General features: G+C 61.9%; 22 protein-coding genes and 1 pseudogene. 13 read left to right on the forward strand and 10 right to left on the reverse strand.

Features of this window, described 5'->3' with window-relative positions; translation table 11 throughout:
* Positions 1 to 141: 141 nt before the first annotated feature.
* On the reverse strand, positions 142 to 591 hold the full coding sequence (locus tag HNO86_RS25805; RefSeq protein ID WP_175379748.1) for a cupin domain-containing protein: 450 nt from the start codon (positions 589 to 591) through the stop codon (positions 142 to 144).
* A gap of 184 nt (positions 592 to 775) precedes the next feature.
* Here HNO86_RS25805 and ligD point away from each other — a divergent pair, with 184 nt between their 5' ends.
* Complete coding sequence (gene ligD / locus HNO86_RS25810) at positions 776 to 3,391, forward strand: DNA ligase D (protein ID WP_175379749.1); 2,616 nt, start codon at positions 776 to 778, stop codon at positions 3,389 to 3,391.
* 167 nt (positions 3,392 to 3,558) lie between these two features.
* Here the strand turns inward: ligD and HNO86_RS25815 are convergent, their stop codons facing one another.
* The 5 genes from HNO86_RS25815 to potE all read right to left on the reverse strand — a co-directional run bounded on the left by HNO86_RS25815 (position 3,559) and on the right by potE (position 9,907).
* Positions 3,559 to 4,233: a DUF3313 domain-containing protein gene (locus HNO86_RS25815; protein ID WP_175379750.1), complete on the reverse strand. Its 675-nt coding sequence runs from the start codon at positions 4,231 to 4,233 to the stop codon at positions 3,559 to 3,561.
* Between the two features lie 46 nt (positions 4,234 to 4,279).
* A complete protein-coding gene (locus HNO86_RS25820; RefSeq protein ID WP_175379751.1) occupies positions 4,280 to 5,548 on the reverse strand; it encodes an OmpP1/FadL family transporter in 1,269 nt (422 codons plus the stop codon).
* Positions 5,549 to 5,723: 175 nt separating this feature from the next.
* Positions 5,724 to 6,125: a hypothetical protein gene (locus HNO86_RS25825; RefSeq protein WP_175379752.1), complete on the reverse strand. Its 402-nt coding sequence runs from the start codon at positions 6,123 to 6,125 to the stop codon at positions 5,724 to 5,726.
* Between the two features lie 90 nt (positions 6,126 to 6,215).
* Complete coding sequence (locus HNO86_RS25830; protein ID WP_175379753.1) at positions 6,216 to 8,501, reverse strand: Orn/Lys/Arg decarboxylase N-terminal domain-containing protein; 2,286 nt, start codon at positions 8,499 to 8,501, stop codon at positions 6,216 to 6,218.
* Positions 8,498 to 9,907, reverse strand: a complete 1,410-nt coding sequence (gene potE / locus HNO86_RS25835; protein ID WP_175379754.1) for a putrescine-ornithine antiporter — start codon at positions 9,905 to 9,907, stop codon at positions 8,498 to 8,500. Before potE ends, HNO86_RS25830 begins: the two co-directional genes overlap by 4 nt.
* A gap of 183 nt (positions 9,908 to 10,090) precedes the next feature.
* On the opposite strand from potE, the gene HNO86_RS25840 reads away from it, so the two are divergent.
* The 3 genes from HNO86_RS25840 to HNO86_RS25850 all read left to right on the forward strand — a co-directional run bounded on the left by HNO86_RS25840 (position 10,091) and on the right by HNO86_RS25850 (position 12,455).
* A complete protein-coding gene (locus tag HNO86_RS25840; protein WP_175379755.1) occupies positions 10,091 to 10,420 on the forward strand; it encodes a hypothetical protein in 330 nt (109 codons plus the stop codon).
* Between the two features lie 278 nt (positions 10,421 to 10,698).
* Positions 10,699 to 11,115 carry an organic hydroperoxide resistance protein gene (locus tag HNO86_RS25845; RefSeq protein WP_175379756.1) on the forward strand — a complete coding sequence of 139 codons (417 nt, stop codon included), beginning with the start codon at positions 10,699 to 10,701 and terminating at the stop codon, positions 11,113 to 11,115.
* Positions 11,116 to 11,810: 695 nt separating this feature from the next.
* The gene (locus HNO86_RS25850; RefSeq protein WP_175379757.1) at positions 11,811 to 12,455 is read left to right on the forward strand and encodes a hypothetical protein; all 645 of its coding nucleotides are present in this window, start codon (positions 11,811 to 11,813) and stop codon (positions 12,453 to 12,455) included.
* A gap of 87 nt (positions 12,456 to 12,542) precedes the next feature.
* On the opposite strand, the gene HNO86_RS25855 is transcribed toward HNO86_RS25850, so the two are convergent.
* The 3 genes from HNO86_RS25855 to HNO86_RS25865 all read right to left on the reverse strand — a co-directional run bounded on the left by HNO86_RS25855 (position 12,543) and on the right by HNO86_RS25865 (position 15,334).
* On the reverse strand, positions 12,543 to 13,145 hold the full coding sequence (locus HNO86_RS25855) for a TIGR00730 family Rossman fold protein (protein WP_175379758.1): 603 nt from the start codon (positions 13,143 to 13,145) through the stop codon (positions 12,543 to 12,545).
* A gap of 42 nt (positions 13,146 to 13,187) precedes the next feature.
* Complete coding sequence (locus HNO86_RS25860; RefSeq protein ID WP_175379759.1) at positions 13,188 to 13,814, reverse strand: FMN-dependent NADH-azoreductase; 627 nt, start codon at positions 13,812 to 13,814, stop codon at positions 13,188 to 13,190.
* A 104-nt stretch (positions 13,815 to 13,918) separates the two neighbouring features.
* Positions 13,919 to 15,334, reverse strand: a complete 1,416-nt coding sequence (locus tag HNO86_RS25865; protein WP_175379760.1) for a PLP-dependent aminotransferase family protein — start codon at positions 15,332 to 15,334, stop codon at positions 13,919 to 13,921.
* Between the two features lie 255 nt (positions 15,335 to 15,589).
* Here HNO86_RS25865 and HNO86_RS25870 point away from each other — a divergent pair, with 255 nt between their 5' ends.
* Both HNO86_RS25870 and HNO86_RS25875 read left to right on the forward strand, forming a co-directional pair.
* A complete protein-coding gene (locus tag HNO86_RS25870; RefSeq protein WP_175379761.1) occupies positions 15,590 to 16,045 on the forward strand; it encodes a carboxymuconolactone decarboxylase family protein in 456 nt (151 codons plus the stop codon).
* A 64-nt stretch (positions 16,046 to 16,109) separates the two neighbouring features.
* A complete protein-coding gene (locus tag HNO86_RS25875; protein WP_175379762.1) occupies positions 16,110 to 16,421 on the forward strand; it encodes a multidrug efflux SMR transporter in 312 nt (103 codons plus the stop codon).
* Positions 16,422 to 16,533: 112 nt separating this feature from the next.
* Here the strand turns inward: HNO86_RS25875 and HNO86_RS30360 are convergent, their stop codons facing one another.
* Positions 16,534 to 16,659 (reverse strand): hypothetical protein, encoded by a 126-nt coding sequence (locus HNO86_RS30360; protein WP_256672762.1) that lies wholly within the window; start codon positions 16,657 to 16,659, stop codon positions 16,534 to 16,536.
* A 209-nt stretch (positions 16,660 to 16,868) separates the two neighbouring features.
* On the opposite strand from HNO86_RS30360, the gene HNO86_RS25880 reads away from it, so the two are divergent.
* The 7 genes and pseudogenes from HNO86_RS25880 (at position 16,869) to HNO86_RS25905 (ending at position 23,877) form a co-directional block, all read left to right on the forward strand.
* Positions 16,869 to 17,780, forward strand: a complete 912-nt coding sequence (locus tag HNO86_RS25880; RefSeq protein WP_175379763.1) for a LysR substrate-binding domain-containing protein — start codon at positions 16,869 to 16,871, stop codon at positions 17,778 to 17,780.
* 324 nt (positions 17,781 to 18,104) lie between these two features.
* On the forward strand, positions 18,105 to 19,292 hold the full coding sequence (locus HNO86_RS25885) for an aromatic ring-hydroxylating dioxygenase subunit alpha (protein WP_175379764.1): 1,188 nt from the start codon (positions 18,105 to 18,107) through the stop codon (positions 19,290 to 19,292).
* A gap of 11 nt (positions 19,293 to 19,303) precedes the next feature.
* Positions 19,304 to 20,749, forward strand: coding sequence for an aldehyde dehydrogenase family protein (locus HNO86_RS25890; protein WP_175379765.1), 1,446 nt, complete (start codon positions 19,304 to 19,306; stop codon positions 20,747 to 20,749).
* 5 nt (positions 20,750 to 20,754) lie between these two features.
* Positions 20,755 to 20,919: pseudogene (locus tag HNO86_RS30365) on the forward strand (rubredoxin); the annotation flags it as partial.
* Positions 20,908 to 22,176, forward strand: a complete 1,269-nt coding sequence (locus HNO86_RS25895) for an FAD-dependent oxidoreductase (RefSeq protein WP_256672763.1) — start codon at positions 20,908 to 20,910, stop codon at positions 22,174 to 22,176. The pseudogene HNO86_RS30365 and the gene HNO86_RS25895, both read left to right, overlap by 12 nt.
* Positions 22,177 to 22,186: 10 nt before the next feature.
* On the forward strand, positions 22,187 to 23,515 hold the full coding sequence (locus HNO86_RS25900; RefSeq protein ID WP_175379767.1) for an FAD-binding oxidoreductase: 1,329 nt from the start codon (positions 22,187 to 22,189) through the stop codon (positions 23,513 to 23,515).
* The gene (locus HNO86_RS25905; RefSeq protein WP_175379768.1) at positions 23,512 to 23,877 is read left to right on the forward strand and encodes an ethanolamine utilization protein EutQ; all 366 of its coding nucleotides are present in this window, start codon (positions 23,512 to 23,514) and stop codon (positions 23,875 to 23,877) included. The genes HNO86_RS25900 and HNO86_RS25905 overlap by 4 nt, the downstream gene beginning before the upstream one ends.
* Positions 23,878 to 23,993: the final 116 nt, after the last annotated feature.

The raw sequence follows: 23,993 nt of genomic DNA on the forward strand, positions 1-23,993 counted from the left end.
TCCCGTGCTGGAGCTGCCTATGGCTGCTTTATTTGTATTTTTAAAGATCAAAAGATCGCAGCCTTCGGCAGCTCCTGCACGGGACATCGTTTTTGTCCTGTAGGAGCGAGGCTTGCCCGCGAAGAACGATAACGCGCTCGCTCAGTCAGTCGACGAACCCGGCTTCGGCACCAGGAAGGTCACGCCATAACGCTCCGCCACCTCGAATATCCTCGGCAAATCCTCCGGCACCTTGAACTGGTCCATCGCGGTGAAAAACTGCCCGCCCCGTGGATCGGACACCACGCCGATCATCTTCGCCGTGGCGCTGACATTGCGGTAGGCATGAATCGTCCCGCCCGGGATATGCACATAACCGCCCGCCGACACGGTGGTCGCCTTGCCTTCGACCGTCACCTCAACCTCGCCGTCGACCACATAAAACGCTTCGTCCCAAGGATGAAAGTGTGGGGGCGGGCCGCCGCCTTGCACGCCTTCCTGAATGTGCATTTCAAAGGGCTTGCTCATATCTCCGCCGGCCAGGACGGTGATTGCCTCGCCCACGACCTTCACCGGTGCTGGCGGGGCTTCGATGACGTGAACCGTGCGCATGATTGTTCTCCGGGGGGACGCGGCACCCGCTGATTGTAGGCGCCCGAAACGCCAATGGCAGCCGCCGCGCCGGCCCGTCTGTCCGGGGCTTTTCAACGTTGATGGAATTTTCCCCCGCGCAGCTCGCTCTGCTGAGAAAGAGACGCGTCTATTACGCGCCTTGCAGTAATCAGCGGGGTGAGCCATGAACAAGGACCTGGATGACTACAACCGCATGCGTGATTTTTCGGCGACGTCGGAGCCGGCCGCCGTCAAGCCATCGGGGAAGAGCAGAACCAAGGACCATGCCTTGCAGTTCTGCATCCAGAAACATGACGCTTCGCGGCTGCACTACGATTTGCGCCTGGAACTCGACGGTGCCCTGAAAAGCTGGGCGGTGCCCAAGGGGCCGTCGCTGGACCCCACGGTCAAGCGCCTGGCGGTGCATGTCGAAGACCATCCGATCGATTACGCCACCTTCGAAGGCAGCATCCCCGAAGGTCATTACGGCGCGGGGGATGTGATCGTCTGGGACCGTGGCGTCTGGGTGCCCCAGGAGGATCCGGCCAAGGCCTACGCCAAGGGCAAGTTGAAGTTCGAATTGCAGGGCGAGAAGCTCGCCGGCCTGTGGAACCTGGTGCGCACGCACATGCCGGGCAAGCAGGAGCAATGGTTTCTGATCAAGCATCAGGACGGTGCCGCCCGGCCACAAAGCGATTACGACGTGGTCGCCGCCGAGCCCGACAGTGTGCTCAGCGATCGCAGCATCGTCGCCAAGACGCCGAAAGCGGCAAAACCGGCTAAACCCCAAGCCATCAGAAAACCGGCCACCCCGGCGCGCCCGGCCAAATCCGCGCAACTGACCGGCGCGCACAAGGCCAAGCTGCCGGATCAGCTCAAACCCGAGCTGGCAACGCTGGTGGAGCGGGCCCCGGACGGTCAGTGGAGTTATGAGGTCAAGTTCGATGGCTACCGGATCATGGCGCGTATCGATCACGACGACGTCAAACTCTTCACCCGCAACGGCCACGACTGGACCCACAAATTGCCGGAACAGGCCAAGGCGCTTGCGAGCCTGGGCCTTGAATCGGCCTGGCTCGACGGCGAAATGGTAGTGACCGACGAGCAGGGTGTGCCGGACTTCCAGGCGCTGCAAAACGCTTTCGAGGCCGAACGCAGCGCCGGCATTCTTTACTACCTGTTCGACCTGCCATACCTCAACGGCGTGGATTTGCGCGAAGTGCCGATGGAGGAGCGACGGGCCGCACTGGCGACCGTGCTCAAGACGTCGAAAGACCCGTTGTTGCGTTTCTCCGATGCCTTTGCCGAAGACCCGGACGCCTTGCTCAACAGCGCCTGCCAGATGCGCATGGAGGGCCTGATCGGCAAGCGCCTGGGCTCGCCGTATGTGTCGCGGCGCAGCAGCGACTGGATCAAGCTCAAATGCAAGCATCGGCAGGAATTCGTCATCGTCGGCTTCACCGATCCCAAGGGGTCGCGCAATGCGTTCGGGGCTTTGCTGCTGGGGCTGCATGATCGTGACAGCGGTGAATTGCGCTATGCCGGCAAGGTCGGTACCGGCTTTACCGAGGCTACGTTGCGCACGATTCATGAACAGCTCAAACCCTTGCAGACGAAAAAGCCGGCGGTGGTCAATCCGCCCTCCGGTGCCGAGTTCAAGGCCGTGCACTGGCTCAAGCCACGCCTGCTGGCGGAAGTGGCCTTTGCCGAAATGACCAAGGAGGGTTCGGTGCGACACGCGGTGTTCCATGGCCTGCGTGACGACAAACCCGCGAAAGAAATCACCGAGGAGCGTGCGAGCACCGTGAAAACCTCAACTGCGAAAAAGCCTGCCGCTACGAAGAAAGCGGCTGCCTCCAAGCCCTGCGCCGCGCCAAAGAACGCCGATCCCGCGCCGTCGCAACTGGGGCTGGCCGAGGGCAAGGTGCGCATCACTCACCCCGAGCGGGTGATCGACGCCAGCAGCGGCACCACCAAGATGCAATTGGCCGAGTATTACGCCAGCGTCGCCGAGTGGATCCTGCCGCAACTCGAGGATCGCCCGGTGGCGCTGGTGCGCGCGCCGGACGGGATTGCCGGCGAGCTGTTCTTCCAGAAGAACGCCGAGCGGCTGGCCATTCCCGGCATCGTCACCCTCGATCAGGAGCTCACGGGCCAGCCGATGATGGTCATCAACAGTGCCGAAGCGCTGGTGGGGGCGGTGCAGATGAGCACCGTGGAACTGCACACCTGGAACGCGACTTCGGACAACCTCGACAAACCCGACCGCTTCGTCCTCGACCTCGACCCGGACCCGGCGCTGCCGTGGAAACGCATGGTCGAGGCGACTCAGCTGACCCTGACGGTGCTCGATGAACTGGGGCTCAAGGCGTTCCTCAAGACCAGCGGCGGCAAGGGCATCCATCTGGTGGTGCCGCTGACCCGCAAGCTTGGCTGGGACGAGGTCAAGGATTTCAGCCACGGGATTGTCAGCCACATGGCGAAAATGTTGCCGGAGCGCTTTTCCGCGGTGTCCGGGCCGAAGAACCGGGTAGGGCGGATCTTCATCGACTACCTGCGCAACGGCCTGGGCGCCACCACCATCTGCGCCTACGCCGCCCGCACCCGCGAAGGTTTGCCGGTGTCGGTGCCGATCTTTCGCGAGGAGGTCGAAGAGCTCAAAGGCGGCAACCAGTGGAACATCCACAACGTGCACGAGCGCCTGGCGGAAGTGGGTGACGAGCCATGGGCTGAGATGAAAAAGACCCGGCAGAGCATCACCGCCGAGATGCGCCGCAGGATCTCAATGAAGAAAACCTGATCCATTGTGGGAGTGGGCTTGATGGGTGTATGCAAAATCGGGCAACGACCAAAACCACTGTAGGCGCTGCCGAGTGCAACGAGGCTGCGATCTTTTGATCTTCAAAAACAGAATCAAAAGATCGCAGCCTCGTTGCACTCGACAGCTCCTGCACAGAGGGCGGGGGGTTATTTGATAAAGGCCTGGAAGTCGCTACCCAACTTGTCGATCGCCGCCTTGAAATCCTGGGCGGTGACTTTCTGGCTTTCGTTGGAGAGCTGCTTGCCGAACACCTTGCGCACTACCTTGGCCACGGTCTGGTTGCTTTTTGCGTCGATGAACTCGGCCTCGATGAACAGCTCGGTGTCCTGGTCGCGGTGACCGGTGGCGGCCTGGGTTGCACCCACCACTGCGGCGATCGGCACCACTTCATACCATTGCATGCCTTCGTTCGAAGCGCTCACCCCGGTGATGGCCGCGCGCATGATCAGGGTTTTCGAACCCGCCGGCGCTGCGCTCGGACTGTTGACCACCCGATATTTCTGACCCAGGGTGGTCTTGGCCTTGTTGGTCATGTAGGTCTGGATGTCATTGAGCGTCTGCTGGTTGACCCGCTCGTTGGGCTTGGGCGCCGGATACAGTTCCAGCTTGTTGAACGCCACGGTGTCGTACGCGTTCGGATTCCACGACGGGCTCACCCAGCGCATCGCGGTACCGCCGCTTGGCGTGGAGACTTCCTGCAGGTTGTTGTAGTTGGACAGGTAGCCGGAGTATTGCTCCCGCTCGGTGACTTTCGAGGTGCAGCCACCGAGCAACAGCCCGGTCAATGCAGCGCCGACAAGCAATTTTCGCGACAGGTTCATAGTGCTGGTTGCTCCTTGGTTTGAACGTTTTGTATGTCTCGGTTCATCAGAAACGCCAGGTCATGTTGCCGGTTACCGCTTGAATCCAGGAATCGTCGAATTGACCGGAAATTCGATTGCCCGACAGTGATTTGCTCTGGTCCACCGGCATGTCGCCCATCCAGATCATGGCCCAGCTGACGTTGATGTCGGTGTCCTTGTTCAGAGCATAGGTGGCCCCTGTCGCAATGCGCCAGGATTCGGCCATCGGGATGATCACCGAGCGCTTGCTGTCGGAAACCGCACTGCTGTCGTAAGCCACGCCGACGTTCCACAGCAGTTGTTGGGTGGCCTGGTATTGCGCGCCGAGGGACAGGTGCCAGGTGTCCTTGAAGCCGGCGTCGACATTGGTCGAGCGCGAATCGTTGGCCGAGGTATCGACCTCCACGCCGATATCGCCGAACTCCGACCAGTCCTGCCAGTTGAGCGAGGCGAGCAGGGCCCATTGCCGGTCCAGTTGCTGGAACAGGCTCAGGGTGACGGTTTGCGGAACGGTCATGTCCAGTTTGGTGGTGGTGCCATCCAGCCGATTCAGCAGCGGCCCGTTGCCCTTGATGTCCAGGCCGTCCTCGAACTCAAGGTCCACCTTGCTGGTGTAGGTCAGGCCGATGCGGGTGCCGGGCTGCGGCGCGTAGATCACCCCGACATTGGCGCCGAACCCCCAATCCTTGTCCTTGTATTTGAACTGGCCGTCACCGCGATCGGTGAGGCCGAACGGTGAGCGATCGATGGCAGTCTGGGCCTGGAGCATGCCGTACATGGCCTTGACGCCGATGCCCACCGTCCATTGCTCGTTGAACCGGTACGCCACGCTGGGCACCATCGACAGGCCGAGCAGGCTGGAATTCTGCGAGAAGTAACGCCCCGACCAGTCATTGTCGTAATTGACCGCCAGGCCGAAATCGCCGTACTGACCGAAGCCCACGCTCCAGTGATCGTCCAGCTCGTGGCTGACGAAAAAGCTGCCGCCATACATCGGGTCCAGCGCATTGCCGCTGCCGGTGCCGGAGACATTGGTGTCGTCGTCGCGATTGAAACTGATGTCGCCGTAAAGCACCTGCAAGCCAGCGGTGATCTGCGTGCCCGGCAGGTAACTCATGCCCGCCGGGTTGCTGGCGATGGTCGAGGGCCCCTGGGCGCGAGCGGCGGCCCCGGCGTTGGCCAGGCCGACGTTATCGGTGCCGATTTCGTAAAGCATGATGCCGCCGGCGTGCGCTTGCTGGCTGCACAGGGCGAGCAGGGTAAGGGTGGGCAGGGTCGCTGTTTTTGTCGGCATTGGATTACCTCAAAGACAGGTGGAAGACGATGTGCAGGCGGGCTGGATTGAGCCTTCGAGACGAGCTCGCGCGGCCATCGCTATTTATTGGATCCCCCGCGAGAGAGCGTAGGTTTGAATTGGGAAAAAGCCAGTCGGGGAGTGGTAACGACGCAGTTACTCGGGCTGTGAGCCGTCAGGCATCGCGCAACAGGTCGTTGGCGTTGAGCACGGCGAAGGCGATTTCCGGGCATTTTTCCATGGCGCGGCGGATGGCGGCGGGGATCGAGGCGCGGGTCTTGCGGCACAGGCCTGGCAGTTCGCCGACCTGGATGTTGATGCCGCGCATGGTGCGCACTTCGTTGAAGCCGGGGGCGATCTCGACGCGAATGCCCAGCTGGTCGAACATCCGCCGTTGCAGGTGCTCCAGGTCCTGGAGGCTTTGCAGGTTTTCCAGGCGTTCGATCAGGCGCTTTTCTTCGTTGCGGGTCAGAAACAGGATGCGCATGTCCGCTCCCGGTGTTTCCAGCAACGGGTCACGCCCGCAGTCACAGGCACCGGGCGGGCAGGGTTGGCGGATCGGAGCGGAGGTGGTCATGGGGATCAATCATAGAGCGCTGTGATCGGGTTTGCCCATAGCCATTCGTGACCGCCGCTCCCACATTGGTTTTGTGTCGAGTCGCTTATCTCATTTGAGAACCAACATCCGATAAACCCCGCCCTCGGCCTCGATCCCATGGGTGTCATGGGTAAACCCCGGGAAGGATTTGTCGAACGCCTCCAGCGCCTTCAGATACGCCAGCAACGGCCCGTCCGCCGGGCCTGCATTCTCCCCCGGCATCAGCAACGGAATACCCGGCGGATACGGCACGATGCCGGTGGCGGCGATGCGGCCGGCGGCTTCTTCCAGGGGCACTCGCTCGATGTCGTTGCGCACCAGCTTCTCGTAGGCCTGCACCGGGCTGAACACCGCTTTGGGCAGCGTGCCGAAAGCCTGGGCCATGCTCGCGGTGGTCTTGTGCTGTTTCATCGCGGCGAAGATTTCGTCGGCCAGGTCCTTGAGGCCCATGCCGGCGTAGCGGCTCTGGTTGGCCACCAGCAATTCCGGCAGGCACAGCTCCAGTTCGAGGTTGTGGTCGTAGTCGCGCTTGAAGTCGAGCAACGAGTTGACCAGCGTGCCCCATTTGCCCTTGGTGATGCCGATGGAGAACAGGAACAGCAGGGTGAAGTCGGTGGTTTTCTCGACCACGATGCCCTGGTGCTCCAGGTACGCGCTGAGCACGCAGGCCGGGATGCCCGATTCGAGCAGCTTGCCGTCGTCGCCCATGCCGGGGCTGAGCACCGAGACCTTGATCGGATCGAGCATGCAGTAGCCGTCTTCGATATCGCCGAAACCGTGCCACACCTCATTGGGGTGCAGGACCCAGCAATCGGGCTCGGTCTTGAGCAGGACCGGGTCGACTTCATGGAAGGGCACAGCGGATTCGCCCACCTGCACCGTCGGTGGCTGCCAGCAGGTGAAGAACCAGTCGTCCTTGCTCGCCAGTTCTTCGTGCATGCGCGAGATGACCTGGCGGAAGGAGATCGCTTCCTCAATCGACTCGGTGGTGAGGATCTGCCCGCTGGGCGCTTCCATCATCGCCGAACTGACGTCGCAGGAGGCCATGATCGCGTAATTGGGCGAGGTCGAGGCATGCATCATGAACGACTCGTTGAAGCGTGCGTGTTCGATCGGGTTGCGGCCGTTGCGCACATGGATCATCGAGGCCTGGGACAATGCCGCCAGCAGCTTGTGGGTCGACTGGGTGGCGAACACCGTCGGCCTGGATTCATCGTGATCCTCGGGTTTGCCGTGCATGGCATGGCGGTCACGGTACAGCGGGTTGAAACGCGCATAACCGTACCAGGCCTCGTCGAAATGCAGGCGATCGACGCTCTGGCCCAGCAGCTCCTCGACACGGGTGACATTGTAGGTCAGGCCGTCGTAGGTGGAGTTGGTGATGATCGCGTGCACCGGCGTCGGGTCGATGTCGCCCTTGATCAGCGGGTTCTCGGCAATCGCCTTTTTCACGCTGGCCGCGCTCAGGGTCTGCGGCAGGATCGGGCCGATGATGCCGTAGCGGTTGCGGGTCGGTACCAGATAGGTCGGCAACGCCCCGGACAGGGTCATCGCGTGTTCGGCGGATTTGTGACAGTTGCGGTCGCACAGCGCCACCTGATTGCGCGTGACGCTGGCCATCAGGATCACCCGGTTGGAGGTCGACGAGCCGTTGGTCACGTAATAGGTGCGATGGGCGCCGAAGACCTTGGCGGCGTAGCGCTCGCCCTGGCCGATCGGGCCGCTGTGATCGAGCAGCGAACCCAGTTCGCCAACCGAAATCGACAGGTCGGAGCGCAGCAGGTTTTCCCCGAAGAACTCGTAGAACGCACGCCCTGCGGTGCTCTTCAGAAACGCCGTACCACCGGCGTGGCCAGGCGTGTGCCAGGAGTATTCGCAGGAGCCGGAGAACTTCACCAGCGCGCCGAACATCGGTGGCAGCGCGGCCTGCCGATAGCGTTCGATGGCCGACAGGATGCGCCCGCTGAGGAAGCGGCTGGTGTCTTCGGGCAGCCAGATGAAGTCGTCGGCGTTCTGCATCACCACCAGCGGAATGCTCGACGCGGTGCTGCGGTCGCTGATCAGGAACACCGGCACCCGGGTGTTGCGCTCGCGCAGGCTGGTCAGCAACTTGATGCACTGTTCGTGGCCTTCGCTGTCGTCCATTTCCCAGCTCAGCAGCAGGCACTGGATGGCCGGGTCAGTGCGCAGGATCGAGGTGGCGTCGCTCAGGGATTCGGAGGCCAGCACGTGGACGCCGCGCTCTTCCACATCGCTGATCAACTGAATCAACGCGCGACCGAAGACCGTGCGTTTGTCCGGCGGGCTGCTGACCAGCAAGGCCAGCATGCCGAGGGTCTGTTTATGTTCCGTCATGACTGAAGCTCCCGTTTGATTTTATGCAGTCTGTTCACCGGCACGGGCTCGACCGTGAGGTGCTGCGCGCTGACGGTCTGGGTCGGCACGCTGTTGTTGAACGCCTCGAGGCGAATCAGGCGATTGTTGACGAAACCGAACAGCGTGTAGCCGAAGATGGTCGCCACGCCGCCGAGCATCAGCGCCTGTTCGCCGGAGCTGTACAGCGCCAGGTAGCTGTAGGCCGCGGCGATCAGGGCGATGGCGTTGGTGACCATTGCCTTGTTTGCCGGCACGTTGGAGACCTTCTGGATTGTCGTCAGTGCGGCCATGGACAGGATGTACGGCACCAGGTTGGTGACCACCGCGAGATTGACCAGGATGTCGAATTGTTTGCTCAGGTCCGGGCTGATGGTCAGCAGGCCCATCGCCGTTTGCAGGCCCAGCAGGATCAGCATGCCGATGATCGGGGTGCCGGCCTTGTTGGCCTTGGCGAAGATCGGCATGAAGTATCCGGTGTCCGCCGAGCTCTTGAACACCTGGGCAATGGTGAACTGCCAGCCGAGCAGCGAACCGATGCACGCCAGCACCATCGCCGCCATCACGATGTCGCCCACCAGCGGGGTGAACATCCTGGCGAAGACCAGGCCAAACGGTGCGGTGGAGGCGGCGAGTTCAGGGTTATCGACGATGCCGGCGATGACGTTGGTCGAAACGATGTAAATCACCGCCGCGCCCAGGGTGCCGCCGAGTACCGCAATGGGCACGTTCTTTTCCGGGTTTTCCACCGCGTCGGTGTTGGCGCAGGCCGATTCCAGGCCAAGGAACGCCCACAGGGTGATGGCCACCGAGGCGCCCGCGGCCTCGAACCAGCTTTTGTCGTGGGGGTTCCAGCCGGCGGCGAAGATGCTGCTGTCGAACCAGAACCAGCCCACCGTGGACACCAGCACCACCGGCGCAATCACGCCCCACACCGTGATGGCACCGATCCGCCCGGTGATCCGCGCGCCGCCGAAGTTGGCGAAGGTGGTGATCCACAGCAGGGCGATGGTCGCCAGGCCCACTTGCAGCGAGTCGAGCTTGATGTGGAACAGCTCCTGGATATAGCCGACCGCCGTAATGCTGATCGCCACGTTGGCAATCAACAGCGACAGGCCATAGGTGTAGTTGGTGATGTAGTTGCCGCCCTTGCCGAAGGTGTACTCGGCATAACCGCCCATGCCGCCGGTCTTGCGGCTGAGCATCCCGCAGCGCGCGAAGGCATAGGCCAGCGCCAGCGAGCCGGTGGCGGTCACCAGCCAGGAAAGGATGGAAATGGCACCCACTTCCGCCAGTTTCGAGGGCAGCATCACGATGCCGGAGCCCAGCATGTTGACGGCGGTCAGCATGGTCAGCTGACCCACACTCATTTTCTTTGCGACGGACATTCCATTGCCTCTTCGGTAGCCATTGAGCTTGTTAGCTATAGCAAAGCATTGAAATGTCGCAAGAAAATGACTGCCATTGACTGACAGGGGTCATGGTTTTTCGGGAAGGCATTATGCTGGCCCCCAGGTCGTTCGCTTGTCGCCAGAATCGCCGCATTTTCAGACGGTTAGGGGACAAAGCGAATGCGCAGTATATGGATCGCGCTGATCTCGGTGGGCGTTGCGGGGCTCGCGACGGCGGCCCAGGCCAGGGAGCTGAAGGACAGTGACCGTTACATGTGCAGTTGGGGCGCGGGGACGGCGGCCAGGGCGCAGGAGCTGAAGTTGTCCGGGGTGTCGCTGTACGCGGCGCGGCAGAAGATCCAGGCGTACAGGTTTTCCAAACCGTGGATGCGGATGACGGCGATGGGGATTACCGAACAGACCTACGACAGCCCGACCAGAATCAAGCCGGCGGCGGTTCGGGAGAGTTTTTATCAGGATTGTGTGAAGTTCAAGTTGGCTGGGCGCTGATGGCGTTGTGGTTTGAGATCGGGTGAATATCCGTTTTTTCGGTCACGGCGGCTTATGGTTCCGCCCTTACTCGTTTCACTCGACAGCTCCTACAGGTCAGATGGTGAACCATGAAAGGTTGACTTCGTCGGCCCGGCCGACTGTTCGGCGGGTGCCGTCTATATTGATAGATCGGGCCCGGGGCGGGGGATTGCCGCGTGCCCGGTGCATATCATCGGCAGGCCGTTTTACTGATTCACCTGAAATCGCATGAACCTCAATTCAATCAGGAGATCATCATGACCCAGCTCGACAAAGTCCTGTACACCGCAAAAACCCACACCACCGGTGGTCGCGACGGCGCGTCCAAAAGTTCGGACGGGATTCTCGACGTGAAACTGTCCTCCCCAGGCTCGGGCGGTGGGGGTACCAACCCTGAGCAGCTGTTCGCCGCCGGCTGGTCAGCCTGCTTCATCGGCGCCATGGGCGTGGCGGCCAAGGAGCTGAAGGTGGCGTTGCCCAAGGACGTGGCTGTCGACACTGAAGTCGACCTGGGCACCAACGAAGGCGGCTATCTGTTGCAGGCGCGCTTGAATGTCAGCCTGCCCGGGCTTGATCGCGAAACCGCGCAAAAACTGGTCGATACCGGACACAAGTACTGCCCCTATTCGAAAGCCACGCGCAACAACATCAACGTGGTGGTCAAACTCGCCTGAGTTGAACTAACAAGGCCCTGGCAACCGGTATCGGATCATTGTTGCCAGGACCGAAACTTTCCCCACTCGAACTTTCTCGCAAAATCCTCGATATAAAGTTGTTTGTCGTACAAGGATTGTATGCACTTTCTGTGAGCTTCGGCCTTTTCAGAATCCAATCAGGCAAAAAAATAGTATGACTGTTTTATTTCGAGCTCTCTCGAATGAAAGTTGACCCCATTTGCGTGTGAAATTTTCCCGCGAGCAACTAGTGGATCCAATAAGTTGTTCTAAGCATCCTCTGAAACAAGCAGGCCAGCAGGAATGGGCATCGACGAAGGTCCTAGGCCTTTGGTCCCATGTCAAATCGCCCAAAAATCAGCGACCGTCTGTCGGTAGTGAGCTCGAAAAATGAACATTTATTGGCTGAGACCCTCATAGTACGCAGCAAGTCACTTGATGACATGCGCCCCATCCAGCAAGAACAGAAGTGGAATCCGAACCTCATGTGCAGTGAATGCAGATGGGGATTTTTTTACCAAAAAATTGAGAGGAACGAACTAAGCGGTTATTGAGGTCCTGGAGCAAACAATGGGAATCACATAACTAGCCTGTTGTTTATTTTCTTGTATGAGCAAGGTCATTCAGAGTCACCACACATAAGAACTCTGTAGATTGGCCTATCTGTACTATCGAATAAGGTGGAGATATTACCCGTGGCGATAAATACAATTATGAGCCTGATCGAACATAAAGAATTCATGGAGTTTCTGCGACTGGGCGTTGTTTACGTCCACCTGGTCGCCTGTTGCGTAGCGATCGGCCTGGTATTGACCAGTGATATCGCAATGGTCAGGGACATGTTGAAACGCAAGGCGCTCACCGATCACGATCATGCACACATGGAGAGCCTGCAGCGCAATGTCGTCTGGGCCTTGATCGTCCTCTGGATCACCGGCATGGGGATCATGGGCATCGACTATCTGGACAAGGGGATGCAGTACTTCATGAATCCCAAGCTCCAGGCCAAGATCATCATGGTGGTGATGCTGACCTACAACGGTGTCCTGCTGCATCGTCTGGTACTGCCGGCACTGCAAAAGGCCGGTTCGCTGCTCAACCTCGGTTTCAGCGCGCGGATGATGGCGCTGTTCTGTGGCTCGCTCTCGGCCGTGTCCTGGATGTATGCCGTCATGCTTGGGGTCGGACGTCCACTGGCCTGGAAATACTCGCTGTCGGAACTGCTGATGGCGTATCCGGTGCTGATCGCCCTGGGCTTCGCGACAATGGTGGTGCTGACCCAGTACGCCAAGCGTCAGGAAACCGAAAGCGCGCCACAGCAATTGGTGGCCGCACACTAAAAGATCGGCACGGGCGCTCACTGCTGCTGACATGAAAAAGGGCACTGGCGACCGATTTCCGGAGCAGCGTCGCCAGGCCCTGAAACTTCAAACAGCAGGCGCCGACCCGATCCACTTGGTGACGGTCGGCGCCTGCCATTGTTCCAGCGCATCGATCAGGGCCGCGGGATCGGTGTCGAAAATCAGCATGTCGCGGTGCTCGGTTTTCATGAATCCTTCCTTCACCGCGTGGTCCAGCAGGCTGCGCACCGGTTCGAAGAAACCTGCAATGTTCAGGCACGCCACGCCCTTGTGGTGCTCGCCCAGTTGCGTCAGCGTCGCCACCTCGAACAACTCCTCGAACGTCCCCAGACCGCCCGGCAAGGCAATGAACGCATCGGCGTATTCGCTCATGCGGGTCTTGCGACTGCGCATGTCCTGCGTCACTTCATGGTGGGTCAGCTGTGGATGCAGATGCCCGAGTTCGAACAGTAACCCGGTGATGATGCCGACCGCTTCGCCACCTTCGGCCAGCACCGTATCGGCCATGACCCCCATCAGCCCCTTGTCGGTCCCGCCATACACCAGGCGCAGGCCGCGCCGGGCGATTTCCCGGCCCAGGGCGCGGGCGCCCTCGACATAGGCGGGATTGAAGCCATGGTTGGAGCCGGAGAACACGGCGATGCTGCGCAATGCACGGGTGTGGGTCATCGGATTTTTTCCTGTAGGGGCGAGCTCGCTCGCTATGGACATTCAGGCAATGCAGTCTTGCAGAAAGAACTTCGCCGCTGCCCGCTCGGCGCTCTCGCGGATGACCTCTAGCGCCTCGGGCTTTTGGCCGGTACCTTCCACGGTGAAAAACCGCACATCGAGCAGTCCGATGCTTGCCAGTACGGTCCTCAGCCAGGGCCGCAGGAAATCCGGTTGGTGGGCATTGGCCCCGGTGAAGGTGCTGCCCGACGCGACAGCGACATACACCGGCCGATCCCGCAGCGCGCCGACCTTGCCTTGAGCCGTGATGCGAAAGGTGCGGTCGGCCTGGATCACATGGTCCAGCCAGGCCTTGAGCGCCGAGGGCACCATCAGGTTGTGCATGGGCGTGGCGATGACCACGCAATCGGCGCTTTCCAGTTCGCCGATCAGTTGTTCGGCCTGCAGCAGCGCGCCCTGGCTGGCGGCGAGGCTGGCCGGATCACGACGTTTGCTCACGGCATGGGCATAGTCGGCATCGACATGGGACAGGCCGGTGACACCCCGTTCGGTGATGATGAAATCGCTGCCCCGATGAGCGTCGATCAGGTGCTTGATCAGGGTTTGTGAAAGCCGATAGCTTTCGGAGGCAGTCCCTCGCGGGCTGCAGATCACGCGCAATATTTTCATGGGACCCTTGGTAATCGGTGACAAGTCGGGTCTGCATGATGTGGCCGCTTGGACCAGTCACAAAGAGCCAAGAATTGCCTGTCTGCATGGACCATGATCAGGCTTCAGAGCAAGGCGCGGATGCGTTCGCCCAGTCGTTCGGCGCTGGCTTGCGAGTCGATGTTGGCAAACCCCAGCATCAGGCCGCATTCGCTTTGCGGACCGATGTAGCACTCGCTCAAGGCTTCGGCATAGATCCCCGCGTGCAACAGGCGCTCCACCAGTTCGAGGTCCGATTGCGCCCGGGTCAGGCGCAGGATCAGGTGCATGCCGCCGGGCTGCGCGTCGATTCTGACCTCATCACCCAAGGCATTGCTCAGGCCCTTGACTGCCGCTGCCCGGCGTTCGCCGTAGAGCTTGCGCATGCGCTGGATATGCCGGGCGAAATGCCCCTCGGTGACGAAGGTGCTGACGATGGCCTGGGTCAGTTCCGGAACGCCGCCGAGGAACATCCGGGCGACCTGTTCGAAGCGCTCGACCTGCGCCGGCGGCACCACCAGATAAGCGATGCGGACCCCGGGAAACAGCACTTTGCTGAAGGTCCCTGCGTAAAGCACGCGCCCCTCGCGATCCAGGCTTTTGAGTGCGGGCAGCGGGCGGCTGACGTAGCGGTATTCGCCGTCGTAGTCGTCCTCGATGATCCACGCCTGCTCGCGGGCCGCCCATTCCAGCAGTTCCAGACGACGCGGCAAGGACAGCGACATGCACAACGGGCTCTGATGCGCCGGGGTGACTACCGCTGCGCGAGCGCCGGACGACCGGGCGATGCCCTGGGTGACTTGCATGCCATCGCGGTCCACGTCCACGGCTTGTATCCCGATCCGCAAAAGCTCCAGCAACTGGCGGGTAGGGGCGTAGCCGGGGTTTTCCACGAGGACGCGGTCGCCGGGTTGCAGCAAGGCGTGAACGATCAGCGTCAGGGTGTTGCGATAGCCCGAGGTCACGAACACCTGGGAAGGTTGGCAACTGATGCCGCGCGCCACTTGCAAGTAGCTGGCGATCGCGTTGCGCAGGGATTCCAGGCCCTGGGCCGAGGGATTGGCCATTTGCGCAACGCCGGTGGCGCGCACGCAGCGGGCGCCGATTTGCGCCCAGATTTTTCGCGGAAATTCGTCCAGCGCCGGCAGGGCCATCTGGAAGGGCAGAACCGGCGCCTTGTGCCGCGGCGTTGCGCCAGGTGACGGAGATGTCGGGTCTGGGTGTTCCGACGTCGGCCGGATATTCAACCCCGCAGCCACCACCGTCCCCGCCTGACCGCGCGGCTGAATGTAACCTTCCGCCGCCAGCAGCGAATACGCGGTATCCACCGTACCCCGGGCCAACCCCAGCTCCTTGGCCAGCGCCCGCGCCGCCGGAATGCGCTCGCCCGGCGCGAGCACGCCATCGCTGATCGCCCCGCGAAAACGCCAGTAGATTTGCCGGTAGATCGGTTCCGCCGATGTGGGGTCGAGGGGCGACTGGCTGTTGATGGGGTTGGTCATGAATTCACTCTGGAAAAACTCATCGAGCCACACCGCTCACCTGTAGACGCAGCCTTCGCCAGCGGTTACGGGTGAGCGGTGTGGCATGGGTAAAAAGGGAGCCTACTGGCCTTCACGGCCTCCCTTGAAGGGCCATGAATCGACCAAGCGACTGGTCCATCATGGCCCAGTGCACAATCCAGAACATGGCTCTTCAACCATAGGCCAAGCAGGCTCAGCATGCAGTCCTCCACACAGCAATCCCGAGGATTCATCATGACTCAACGTATCGACTACGCCAGCGCCGCTCCCGAGGGTTACAAGGCCTTCGGCAATGTCTATGGCTACCTGCTCAAAACCGATTTGCCCGCCGAGCTGGTCGATCTGGTTTATCTGCGGATTTCGCTGATCAACGGCTGCGCATTCTGCATCGACATGCACTCGCGTGATCTGCTGCGCCTCGGCGTTTCGGTAGAAAAACTGGTGCTGGTGCCGGTATGGCATGACGCGGGCAACGTGTTCTCCCAACGTGAGCGCGTGGCCCTGGCATGGGCGGAAAGTGTCACCAACGTGGCTGAAACCGGCGTCAGCGATGCCGACTATGCCGCCGTTGCGGCGGTGTTCAGCGAGAAGGAACTGGCCGACCTGACCTACGCCATCAGCCTGATGAACGCCTTCAACCGACTTGGCGTGGCATTCCGTTCGAAACCGGCGGCGGCTGTCACCGCCTGATCGCTTTTATGCTCGCTCGCCCGGCTTCGACACCGGGCGAGCACTTCGATAGGAGAAGAGGCACATGGCCTGGGCACTGCTGGCGATCGCCGGCGTTCTGGAAATCGCCTTCGCCTTCTTCATGAAGGGTTCCGAAGGTTTCACGCGACTGGTCCCCGGTGTGCTGACAATCGTCACCGGGCTGTCGAGCGTGTTTCTGCTGTCGCTGTCGTTGCGCACCTTGCCGGTGGGCACCGCCTACGCGGTCTGGACCGGCATCGGCGCAGTCGGCACCGCGATCATCGGCATGGCCGTGCTCGGCGACTCCACCGCACCGCTGCGCATCCTCTGCATCGCGGTGATCCTCGTCGGCATCATCGGCCTGAAACTCGCATGACCCTCCGTGTAGGAGCTGTCGAGTGCAACGAGGCTGCGATCTTTTGCTTTTGAAGAGCAAGATCAAAAGATCGCAGCCTGCGGCAGCTCCTACACGTGCGTCATCGGTCGGGTTACTTCCCGCCAGCCGTCACCTCCTGATAAATCTCCTGCAAATTCGCCTTGCGCTCCTGGGTCGTGGGATGACGCATGGCCGGTGACTTGACGATGTCTTCCACATCGCCCGCCATGGCTTCCATCTGGTTGCCCGCGGCCTTTTTGGACGAAGCCTGGTTCGCCGGCAGGTGATGCGCAAATCCCTGGCGCTGTAATAACCCTCTTCATCGAGGATCGCGGCCTCGTACACCATGCGCAGGGTCGGGTCATCTGTCGCGAGCAGGCTCGCTCCCACGGATGCCAAAAGCTAAACTCCCGCCATAAAACCAAAATAACGACGTGACCTTGCCTGATGAAAATCCACCCTCTACCGCCTCTCAACAGTCTGGTCGCGTTCGAAGCCGCGGCGCGTCATTTGAGTTTTACCCTGGCTGCGCAGGAACTGAACGTCACTCAGGGCGCCATCAGCCGGCAAGTGCGCCTGCTCGAGGATTACCTGGGCAAGGTGCTGTTCGAACGCACGACCCGCACCATCCAACTCAGCCCCGCCGCCAGTCAGTACTACGAGACGGTCCGCGCCTCGCTGCTGCAGGTTGCCCAGGCCACCGGCGAGATTCGCCACTGGCAGGGCGCCGAGCAGGTGACGGTGGCCACCAGTACGGCGATGGCTTCGTTGTGGCTGCTGCCCAAGGTGTCCGAGTTCCAGCGTGAAAACGAAGAGATCGACCTGCGGATCATCGCCCATGATCAGGTCAAGGATTTCTCACGCCTGGATTGCGATCTGGCGTTGTACTACTGCAGCACGCCGCCCCGGGAAATGCAGGTCACGCCGCTGTTTTCCGAAGAGGTCTACCCGGTGTGCAGCCCGGCCTACCTGGCCAAGCATCCGGCCTTGAGCAAACCCGAAGACCTGGCGGCCTGTACCTGGCTGGTGCTTGACGATCCGCAGCGGGACTGGCTGGGCTGGGCCGACTGGTTGCAAAGCCAGGGCCTGAAAAACCTCGAGCCCAAGCGCCGGATCAATATCAACAGTTACTCGATGGTGATCCAGTCGGCGTTGAACGGGCAGGGCGTTGCGCTGGCCTGGTCGAATCTGGTCGAGGACTATCTGCAAAGCGGTGCGTTGGTGCGCCCCCTGGAAGCGACATTGCGTACCGATGCGCAATTCTGCCTGCTCGAACCTCTGTCCCGTGGCGCAATGCGGCAGAGCGTGAAGCGTTTTCGCAGCTGGTTGCTCAATCAGCTCCCGGCGGCGCCCCTGTAGCAGCTGGCGAAGCCTGCGTCCGGCTGCGAAGCAGTCGTAAAACCTGAGTGCGAGATCGTTCTGACACACCGCGCTGACTGATTTACGACTGCTGCGCAGCCGGACGCAGGCTTCGCCAGTTGCTACAAAAAGCCTGTCTCATTGCACCCGCGATACCCTGCACACCGCCGATTTGTGGGCGTTTATTTATGATGAAAAGTCATTAATCCCTCCCGAAATATCGTTTGTCGACACCCCTCGCGTTTTCCCAGAATTGCCGCCAACGGACCGGCCAAAAGCGCCTGCCGAAAATTCCAATACCGTGCCCAGCAGGGGAAAACAATAATGACCACCCTTCAACAAATCCCAGTCCAGAACCTCGAAACCGTGCTCAACCCGATCCACGAAGCGACCGGTTTGAGCAACGAGTTCTACACCGAACAACGCTACTTTGAACTCGAGCGCGATCAGGTCCTGGGCAAGACCTGGGCCTGCGTCGGTTTCGCCAGCGACCTGACCAAGGCCGGCTCCGTGAAACCGGTGGACTTCATGGGCCTGCCGCTGCTGCTGATGCGCAACCGCGAAGGCCTGGTGCAGGTGTTCCACAACGTGTGCAGCCACCGCGGCATGAAGCTGGTGGAAGAGGCGGGCGAAGTGCAGGGCGTGATCCGCTGCCCTTACCACTCCTGGACTTACGACCTGAACGGCGGCCTGCGCGGCACCCCTCACGTCGGCGGCATCGACCAGCACAAGGACGAGCGTTTCGCCTGCGAGAAACACGGCCTGAAACCGATCCGCAGCGCCATCTGGATGGACATGGTGTTCATCAACCTGTCCGGCGAAGCACAGCCTCTGGAAGACATGCTCGCGCCGCTGACCGCACGCTGGAGCCAGTTCCTCGGTGAAGACGGCATGAGCCTGCTGAGCCGTCGCCCAGGCCACGACGCCACCGTGCTGGACATCAACTGCAACTGGAAGCTGGCCGTCGAGAACTACTGCGAGGCCTACCACCTGCCGTGGGTCCACCCGAGCCTGAACTCCTACTCGCGTCTGGAAGACCACTACAACATCATCGTCGGCGAGCACTTCTCTGGTCAGGGCAGCTACGCCTACAACCTGTCGGACGTCGCCGGTACCCACCTGCCGAAGTTCCCGAGCTGGCCGCTGGACCGTCTGCGCAACGCCGAATACGTGGCGTTTTTCCCGAACGTTCTACTCGGCATCCAGGCCGACCACGCCTTCGCCATGCAGCTCGAGCCAGTGTCGCCGGGTCGCACCATCGAGCACCTGCGCCTGTTCTACGTCGGCGACGAAGCGGCCAGCAGTGAAGAGTTCAGCGCCTGCCGCGATGCGATCCTCGAGTCCTGGAAAGTGGTGTTCGCCGAAGACATCAGCTCCGTGGAAGGCATGCAGAAAGGCCGTTACTCCCCGGGCTACAAGGGCGGCGCGTTCTCTCCGGAAATGGACATCCCGACGCACTTCTTCCACCAGTGGGCCGCGCGTCAGCTGCTGGCTACCACCGAGTCGGCCTGAGGAGCGATGCCATGTATCCGATAGCCTCTCACTGGCTCAACTACATCGACGGGCAATGGGTCGACAGCATCCAGCGCCTGACGGTCAACAACCCGGGCACCGCCGAGCCGCTGGCGACCATCGCCCAGGCCACCGTGGCCGACGCCGAGCGCGCCTTGCAGGCCGCCCGTCGCTGCGCCGACAGCGGCGAGCTGACCCGCGCCCGTCCCGCGCAGCGGGTCACCTGGATGCTGCGCATTGCCGAGGAAATCCGTGCGGTGGCCGATGAAGGCGCCTGGGTGCTGTGCCAGGAAAACGGCAAGCGCCTGAGCGACGCCAAGGACGAGTTCATCGAAGCGGCGCGCTACTTCGAGTACTACGCCGGCATGGCGGACAAGATCGAGGGCACCTCGATTCCGCTGGGCAACGGCTACATGGACTTCACCCTGTACGACCCGATGGGCGTCTCGGCGCAGATCGTGCCGTGGAACTTCCCGGTGTCGATCTGTGCCCGTTCCCTGGCCCCGGCCCTGGCGGCCGGCAACGCGGTGGTGATCAAGTCGCCGGAGCTGTCGCCGCTGGGCATGTGCGTGCTGATCCGCGCCATCGCCAAGGCCGGCCTGCCTCATGGCGCGGTCAATCTGATTTGCGGCCGTGGTCGCGAAGTCGGTTCGCACCTGGTCGGCCATCGCAGCGTCGACCAGATCGTCTTCACCGGCTCGGTGCCCACCGGCCAGTCGATCCTGCGCGATGCGGCGCAGCATGCGATTCCGAGCGTGATGGAGCTGGGTGGCAAGTCGGCGGCGATTGCTTTCGCCGATGCCAATCTCGAGCAACTGCTGTCCAGTGTGCAGTGGGGCATCTTCTTCAATGCCGGTCAGGTCTGTTCGGCGATGTCGCGACTGCTGGTGCAGCGCGACATCTATGAGGAAGTGGTTGCGGCCGTGGTCACCATGGCCGAGGGCCTCAGCGTTGGCCTGGGCCAGGACAACGCCGACCTCACGCCCGTGGTCAGCGCCGGGCAACTGACGGGCATCGAAGCCCTGTGCCGCCGCGCCATCGACGACGGCGCGGTCGCGGTCACCGGGGGCGAGGCCTTCGCCGATCGCGCCGGGCACTTCATGCGTCCGACCGTGTTCCGCGACGTCACGCCAGACATGTGCATTGCCCAGGAAGAGGTGTTCGGACCGGTGTTGGCAATCATGCCGTTCGACACCGAAGAAGAGGCCATCGCCATCGCCAACGGCACCGATTTCGGTCTGGTGGCCGGGGTGTTCACCCAGGACATCAGCCGCGCCATGCGCTGCACCCGGCGCCTGAAATCCGGCCAGGTGTTCGTCAACGAATGGTATGCCGGCGGCATCGAAACGCCGTTCGGCGGCGTCGGGTTGTCGGGCTTCGGTCGCGAGAAAGGTCAGGAAGCGCTGTACAGCTATGTGCGCACCAAAAACGTGGCGATTCGGGTCGCCGGGGAGTGAACAACATGTTCAAGACTTGGCTTTGCATCGTTTGCGGTCTGATTTACGACGAGGCGCTGGGCTGGCCCGAGGACGGAATTCTCGCCGGGACCCGTTGGGAAGATGTGCCCGAGGACTGGATCTGCCCGGAGTGTCACGTGGGCAAGGCTGATTTCGAGATGCTCGATATCAGTGAGTACAAGGAAGCGGTGACTGCCGTCGGCACGCCGCCGGCAGCGGTCTCGACGCCTGTGATTGCACCGGTCTGCGCGCCGGTCATCGCCGCCGCGCCGCGCCAGCCGATCGTCATCATCGGCAGCGGTTATGCCGGTTATGGCCTGGCCCAGGCGTTGCGCAAGGTGGACCCGCAGGTCGAGATCCGCGTGCTGACCCAGGAATCCGGTCACCTGTATTCCAAGCCAGCGCTGTCGATCGGTCTGTCCCAGGGCAAGACCGCCGAAGCGCTGTCCGGCGAGTCGCCGCTGGCCATCGAAAAGCGCCTGAACATCCGCGTTTATCCGCACTGCACCGTGCAGTCCATCGACAGCTCGGCCCGTGTGTTGCGCACCAGTTTTGGTGACATGGAATACGGCCAGCTGGTGATTGCCAGCGGTGCGCAACCGATCCGTCTGCCGATTGAAGGCGAGGCGGGGGCGATGGTCAGCGTCAACAATCTGCAGGACTACCACGGTTTCCGCGAGCGCCTGACCGGCGTGCGGCGGGTGGCGATTCTCGGTGACGGCCTGATCGGTTGCGAGTTCGCCAACGACCTGGCCCACAACGGTTTCGAGGTGGAGGTCATTGGCCTTGGTCGCTGGCCGATGGAGCGTCTGTTGCCCGCCGAAGCGGGGGAGGTGCTGCAAGGGGCATTGAGTGATCTGGGCGTGAAGTGGCACCTGCAGAACACCGTGAACGCCATTGAAACGAGCGGGCAGGGTTACGTGCTGAAGCTTGCTGGCGGTGAGACGCTGACGGCTGATCTGGTGCTGTCGGCGGTCGGGCTGCGACCTGATCTGAGCCTGGCGCAGAGCGCGGGTCTGGCGGTCGGGCGGGGCATTCAAGTGAACGCCCAGCTGCAGACTTCGGCACCGGGCATCTACGCCTTGGGCGATTGCATCGAGATCGACGGGCAGTTGCTGCCGTATCTGGCGCCGATCAACCAGGGCATCCAGGCGCTGAGCAAAACCCTGCTCGGTCAGCCGACGGCGGTGGATTACCCGCTGATGCCGGTGACAGTGAAAACCCCGGCCGCGCCGCTGTGCCTGTTGGCCCCGGCCGTGGCGGGCGCAGGTGAATGGCGCTGCACCCCGACCCAGGACGGCATGAGTGCAAGCTTCTTTGACACCGAAGGCAGGCTCAACGGCTTTGTCCTTCTGGGGCGTCAAGCGCAAACCCAGCGCAGCGCATTGCTGCAGTCCTGTCAGAACACTCAGCAGGCTGTCGCCTGAGGCCGTACACATGAAAAATTCGATCAATTTGCCTTTCGACGATTCGAGCTGCGGCTGGTACGCAGCCTTGCCCGAACAACCGGCGTGCACACGTCTGTCCGGCGATCAGCGTGCCGACTATGCGGTGATCGGCGCAGGCTTTGCCGGCCTGGCCGCTGCCCGTCGTCTGGCCCAGCATCACCCGCAGGCGCGGATTCTGTTGGTCGACGCACAGCGCGTCGCCCAGGGCGCTTCGGGCCGCAACTCGGGATTCGTCATCGACCTGCCGCACAAGTTTGCCCTGGAGCATCCGGACCCTGCGCACAAGCAGCGCCTGCTGTCGCTCAACCGCTCGGCCATCGCCCAGCTGGAGGGCCTGGTGAAGGCGCACCGCATCGATTGCCAGTGGTCCCACGCCGGTAAGTATCAGGGCGCGGTCGGCCCTCGCGGCATGGCTTACCTGGATCACTTCGAACGGCTGATGACCGACCTGGGCGAACCGTTTCGCCGGGTCGGCACCACCGAGCTGGCGGGCGTGCTGGGCACCGAGCATTACAGCGGCGCGATCTACACCCCGGGCTGCTACCTGATGCAACCGGCGGCGCTGGTCACCGGTCTTGCCCGCTCGTTGCCAGAGAACGTCGAGTTGCTGCAGGAGTCGCCGATCCAGCGTCTGGAGCGTGACGGTCGTGGCGGCTGGATTCTGCATGGCACCAACGGGGTGATCCGCACGCCGCAACTGCTGCTGGGCACCAGCATCTTCACCCAGGAGTTCGGCTACCTGCGTAACCGTCTGCTGCCGGTGATGACCTTCGCCAGCTGGACCCGTCCGCTGACCGATGCGGAACTGGCCACTTACGGCGGGCAACTGGACTGGGGCCTGACCCCGGCGGACCACGCCGGGACCACGGTGCGCATGACCCAGGACCGCCGCCTGATCATCCGCAACACCTACAAGCACGTACCCAAGTACGGGCGCAGCACCAGCGACAGCATGCGCCTGCGGATTCGCGAGTCCCATCGCAAGGCCTTCAAGTCGCGCTTCCCGCAACTGGCGGACGTGCCGTTCAGCCACACCTGGGGCGGGGTTTACGCGATCTCGCGCAACTTCACCAACTTCTTCGGCGAGCTGGAGCCGGGCGTTCACGCTTCTGCCTGCGACAACGGTGTGGGCGCGGCCTGGGGCACGATCTCCGGGACGATGCTGGCGGACCTGGCCGTGGGTGCCGATTCGGCGCAGTTGAACGACATCCGCACGGTGACCGGCATGCCGTCGCTCAATCCGCCGGAGCCGTTCCTCGGCCTGGGCGTGCGCTCGCGCATTCATCTGGCGGCGTGGAACAGCCGGAGCGAGTTATGAGTAAGGCCGGTAAAGGTCGGGTCCTGCGCGTCGATCACAAGGATCTGGATTTCACTTTCCGCGGCGGCCCACCCGGCGCCGCCTTCGTGGCCCGGGCCCTGAGCAATGAGATCTCGCCGAACATCGGCGTGGGTTTCGCGCGCTGGGAAGGGGCGCAAGTGGCCTGGACGGTGCTCTATGACGAGGTGATTTTTGTCATTGAGGGCTGCTTCGAGTTGCGGGTGGGGGAGGAGTTGTTTGAGGTCACTCCGGGTCAGTTGTTGTGGATTCCTGAAGGGACGGAGCTGGTGTATGGCGGGCATGCGTTGTTCGGTTATGTCGTGCATCCGGGGAACTGGAAAGAGCTTCACGGGTTGGCCTGAGACAACTGCCTGGGTGTGTTAATGCAGTCAGTCAAACCGCCGCAGAACCTGTAGCAGCTGGCGAAGCCTGCGTCCGGCTGCTACATGGATCGGGTTTTGGCTTGATTGATCAGGGT

The sequence above is a fragment of the Pseudomonas sp. C1C7 genome (assembly GCF_013359595.1).
Classification (GTDB): domain Bacteria; phylum Pseudomonadota; class Gammaproteobacteria; order Pseudomonadales; family Pseudomonadaceae; genus Aquipseudomonas.

Excerpts from the sequence above, each read along its gene's own strand:
- HNO86_RS25805 (WP_175379748.1), bottom strand. The coding sequence starts at position 591 with ATGCGCACGGTTCACGTCATCGAAGCCCCGCCAGCACCGGTGAAGGTC.
- ligD (WP_175379749.1), top strand. The coding sequence starts at position 776 with ATGAACAAGGACCTGGATGACTACAACCGCATGCGTGATTTTTCGGCG.
- HNO86_RS25815 (WP_175379750.1), bottom strand. The coding sequence starts at position 4,233 with ATGAACCTGTCGCGAAAATTGCTTGTCGGCGCTGCATTGACCGGGCTG.
- HNO86_RS25820 (WP_175379751.1), bottom strand. The coding sequence starts at position 5,548 with ATGCCGACAAAAACAGCGACCCTGCCCACCCTTACCCTGCTCGCCCTG.
- HNO86_RS25825 (WP_175379752.1), bottom strand. The coding sequence starts at position 6,125 with ATGACCACCTCCGCTCCGATCCGCCAACCCTGCCCGCCCGGTGCCTGT.
- HNO86_RS25830 (WP_175379753.1), bottom strand. The coding sequence starts at position 8,501 with ATGACGGAACATAAACAGACCCTCGGCATGCTGGCCTTGCTGGTCAGC.
- potE (WP_175379754.1), bottom strand. The coding sequence starts at position 9,907 with ATGTCCGTCGCAAAGAAAATGAGTGTGGGTCAGCTGACCATGCTGACC.
- HNO86_RS25840 (WP_175379755.1), top strand. The coding sequence starts at position 10,091 with ATGCGCAGTATATGGATCGCGCTGATCTCGGTGGGCGTTGCGGGGCTC.
- HNO86_RS25845 (WP_175379756.1), top strand. The coding sequence starts at position 10,699 with ATGACCCAGCTCGACAAAGTCCTGTACACCGCAAAAACCCACACCACC.
- HNO86_RS25855 (WP_175379758.1), bottom strand. The coding sequence starts at position 13,145 with ATGACCCACACCCGTGCATTGCGCAGCATCGCCGTGTTCTCCGGCTCC.
- HNO86_RS25860 (WP_175379759.1), bottom strand. The coding sequence starts at position 13,814 with ATGAAAATATTGCGCGTGATCTGCAGCCCGCGAGGGACTGCCTCCGAA.
- HNO86_RS25865 (WP_175379760.1), bottom strand. The coding sequence starts at position 15,334 with ATGACCAACCCCATCAACAGCCAGTCGCCCCTCGACCCCACATCGGCG.
- HNO86_RS25870 (WP_175379761.1), top strand. The coding sequence starts at position 15,590 with ATGACTCAACGTATCGACTACGCCAGCGCCGCTCCCGAGGGTTACAAG.
- HNO86_RS25875 (WP_175379762.1), top strand. The coding sequence starts at position 16,110 with ATGGCCTGGGCACTGCTGGCGATCGCCGGCGTTCTGGAAATCGCCTTC.
- HNO86_RS30360 (WP_256672762.1), bottom strand. The coding sequence starts at position 16,659 with ATGGAAGCCATGGCGGGCGATGTGGAAGACATCGTCAAGTCACCGGCC.
- HNO86_RS25880 (WP_175379763.1), top strand. The coding sequence starts at position 16,869 with ATGAAAATCCACCCTCTACCGCCTCTCAACAGTCTGGTCGCGTTCGAA.
- HNO86_RS25885 (WP_175379764.1), top strand. The coding sequence starts at position 18,105 with ATGACCACCCTTCAACAAATCCCAGTCCAGAACCTCGAAACCGTGCTC.
- HNO86_RS25890 (WP_175379765.1), top strand. The coding sequence starts at position 19,304 with ATGTATCCGATAGCCTCTCACTGGCTCAACTACATCGACGGGCAATGG.
- HNO86_RS25895 (WP_256672763.1), top strand. The coding sequence starts at position 20,908 with ATGCTCGATATCAGTGAGTACAAGGAAGCGGTGACTGCCGTCGGCACG.
- HNO86_RS25900 (WP_175379767.1), top strand. The coding sequence starts at position 22,187 with ATGAAAAATTCGATCAATTTGCCTTTCGACGATTCGAGCTGCGGCTGG.
- HNO86_RS25905 (WP_175379768.1), top strand. The coding sequence starts at position 23,512 with ATGAGTAAGGCCGGTAAAGGTCGGGTCCTGCGCGTCGATCACAAGGAT.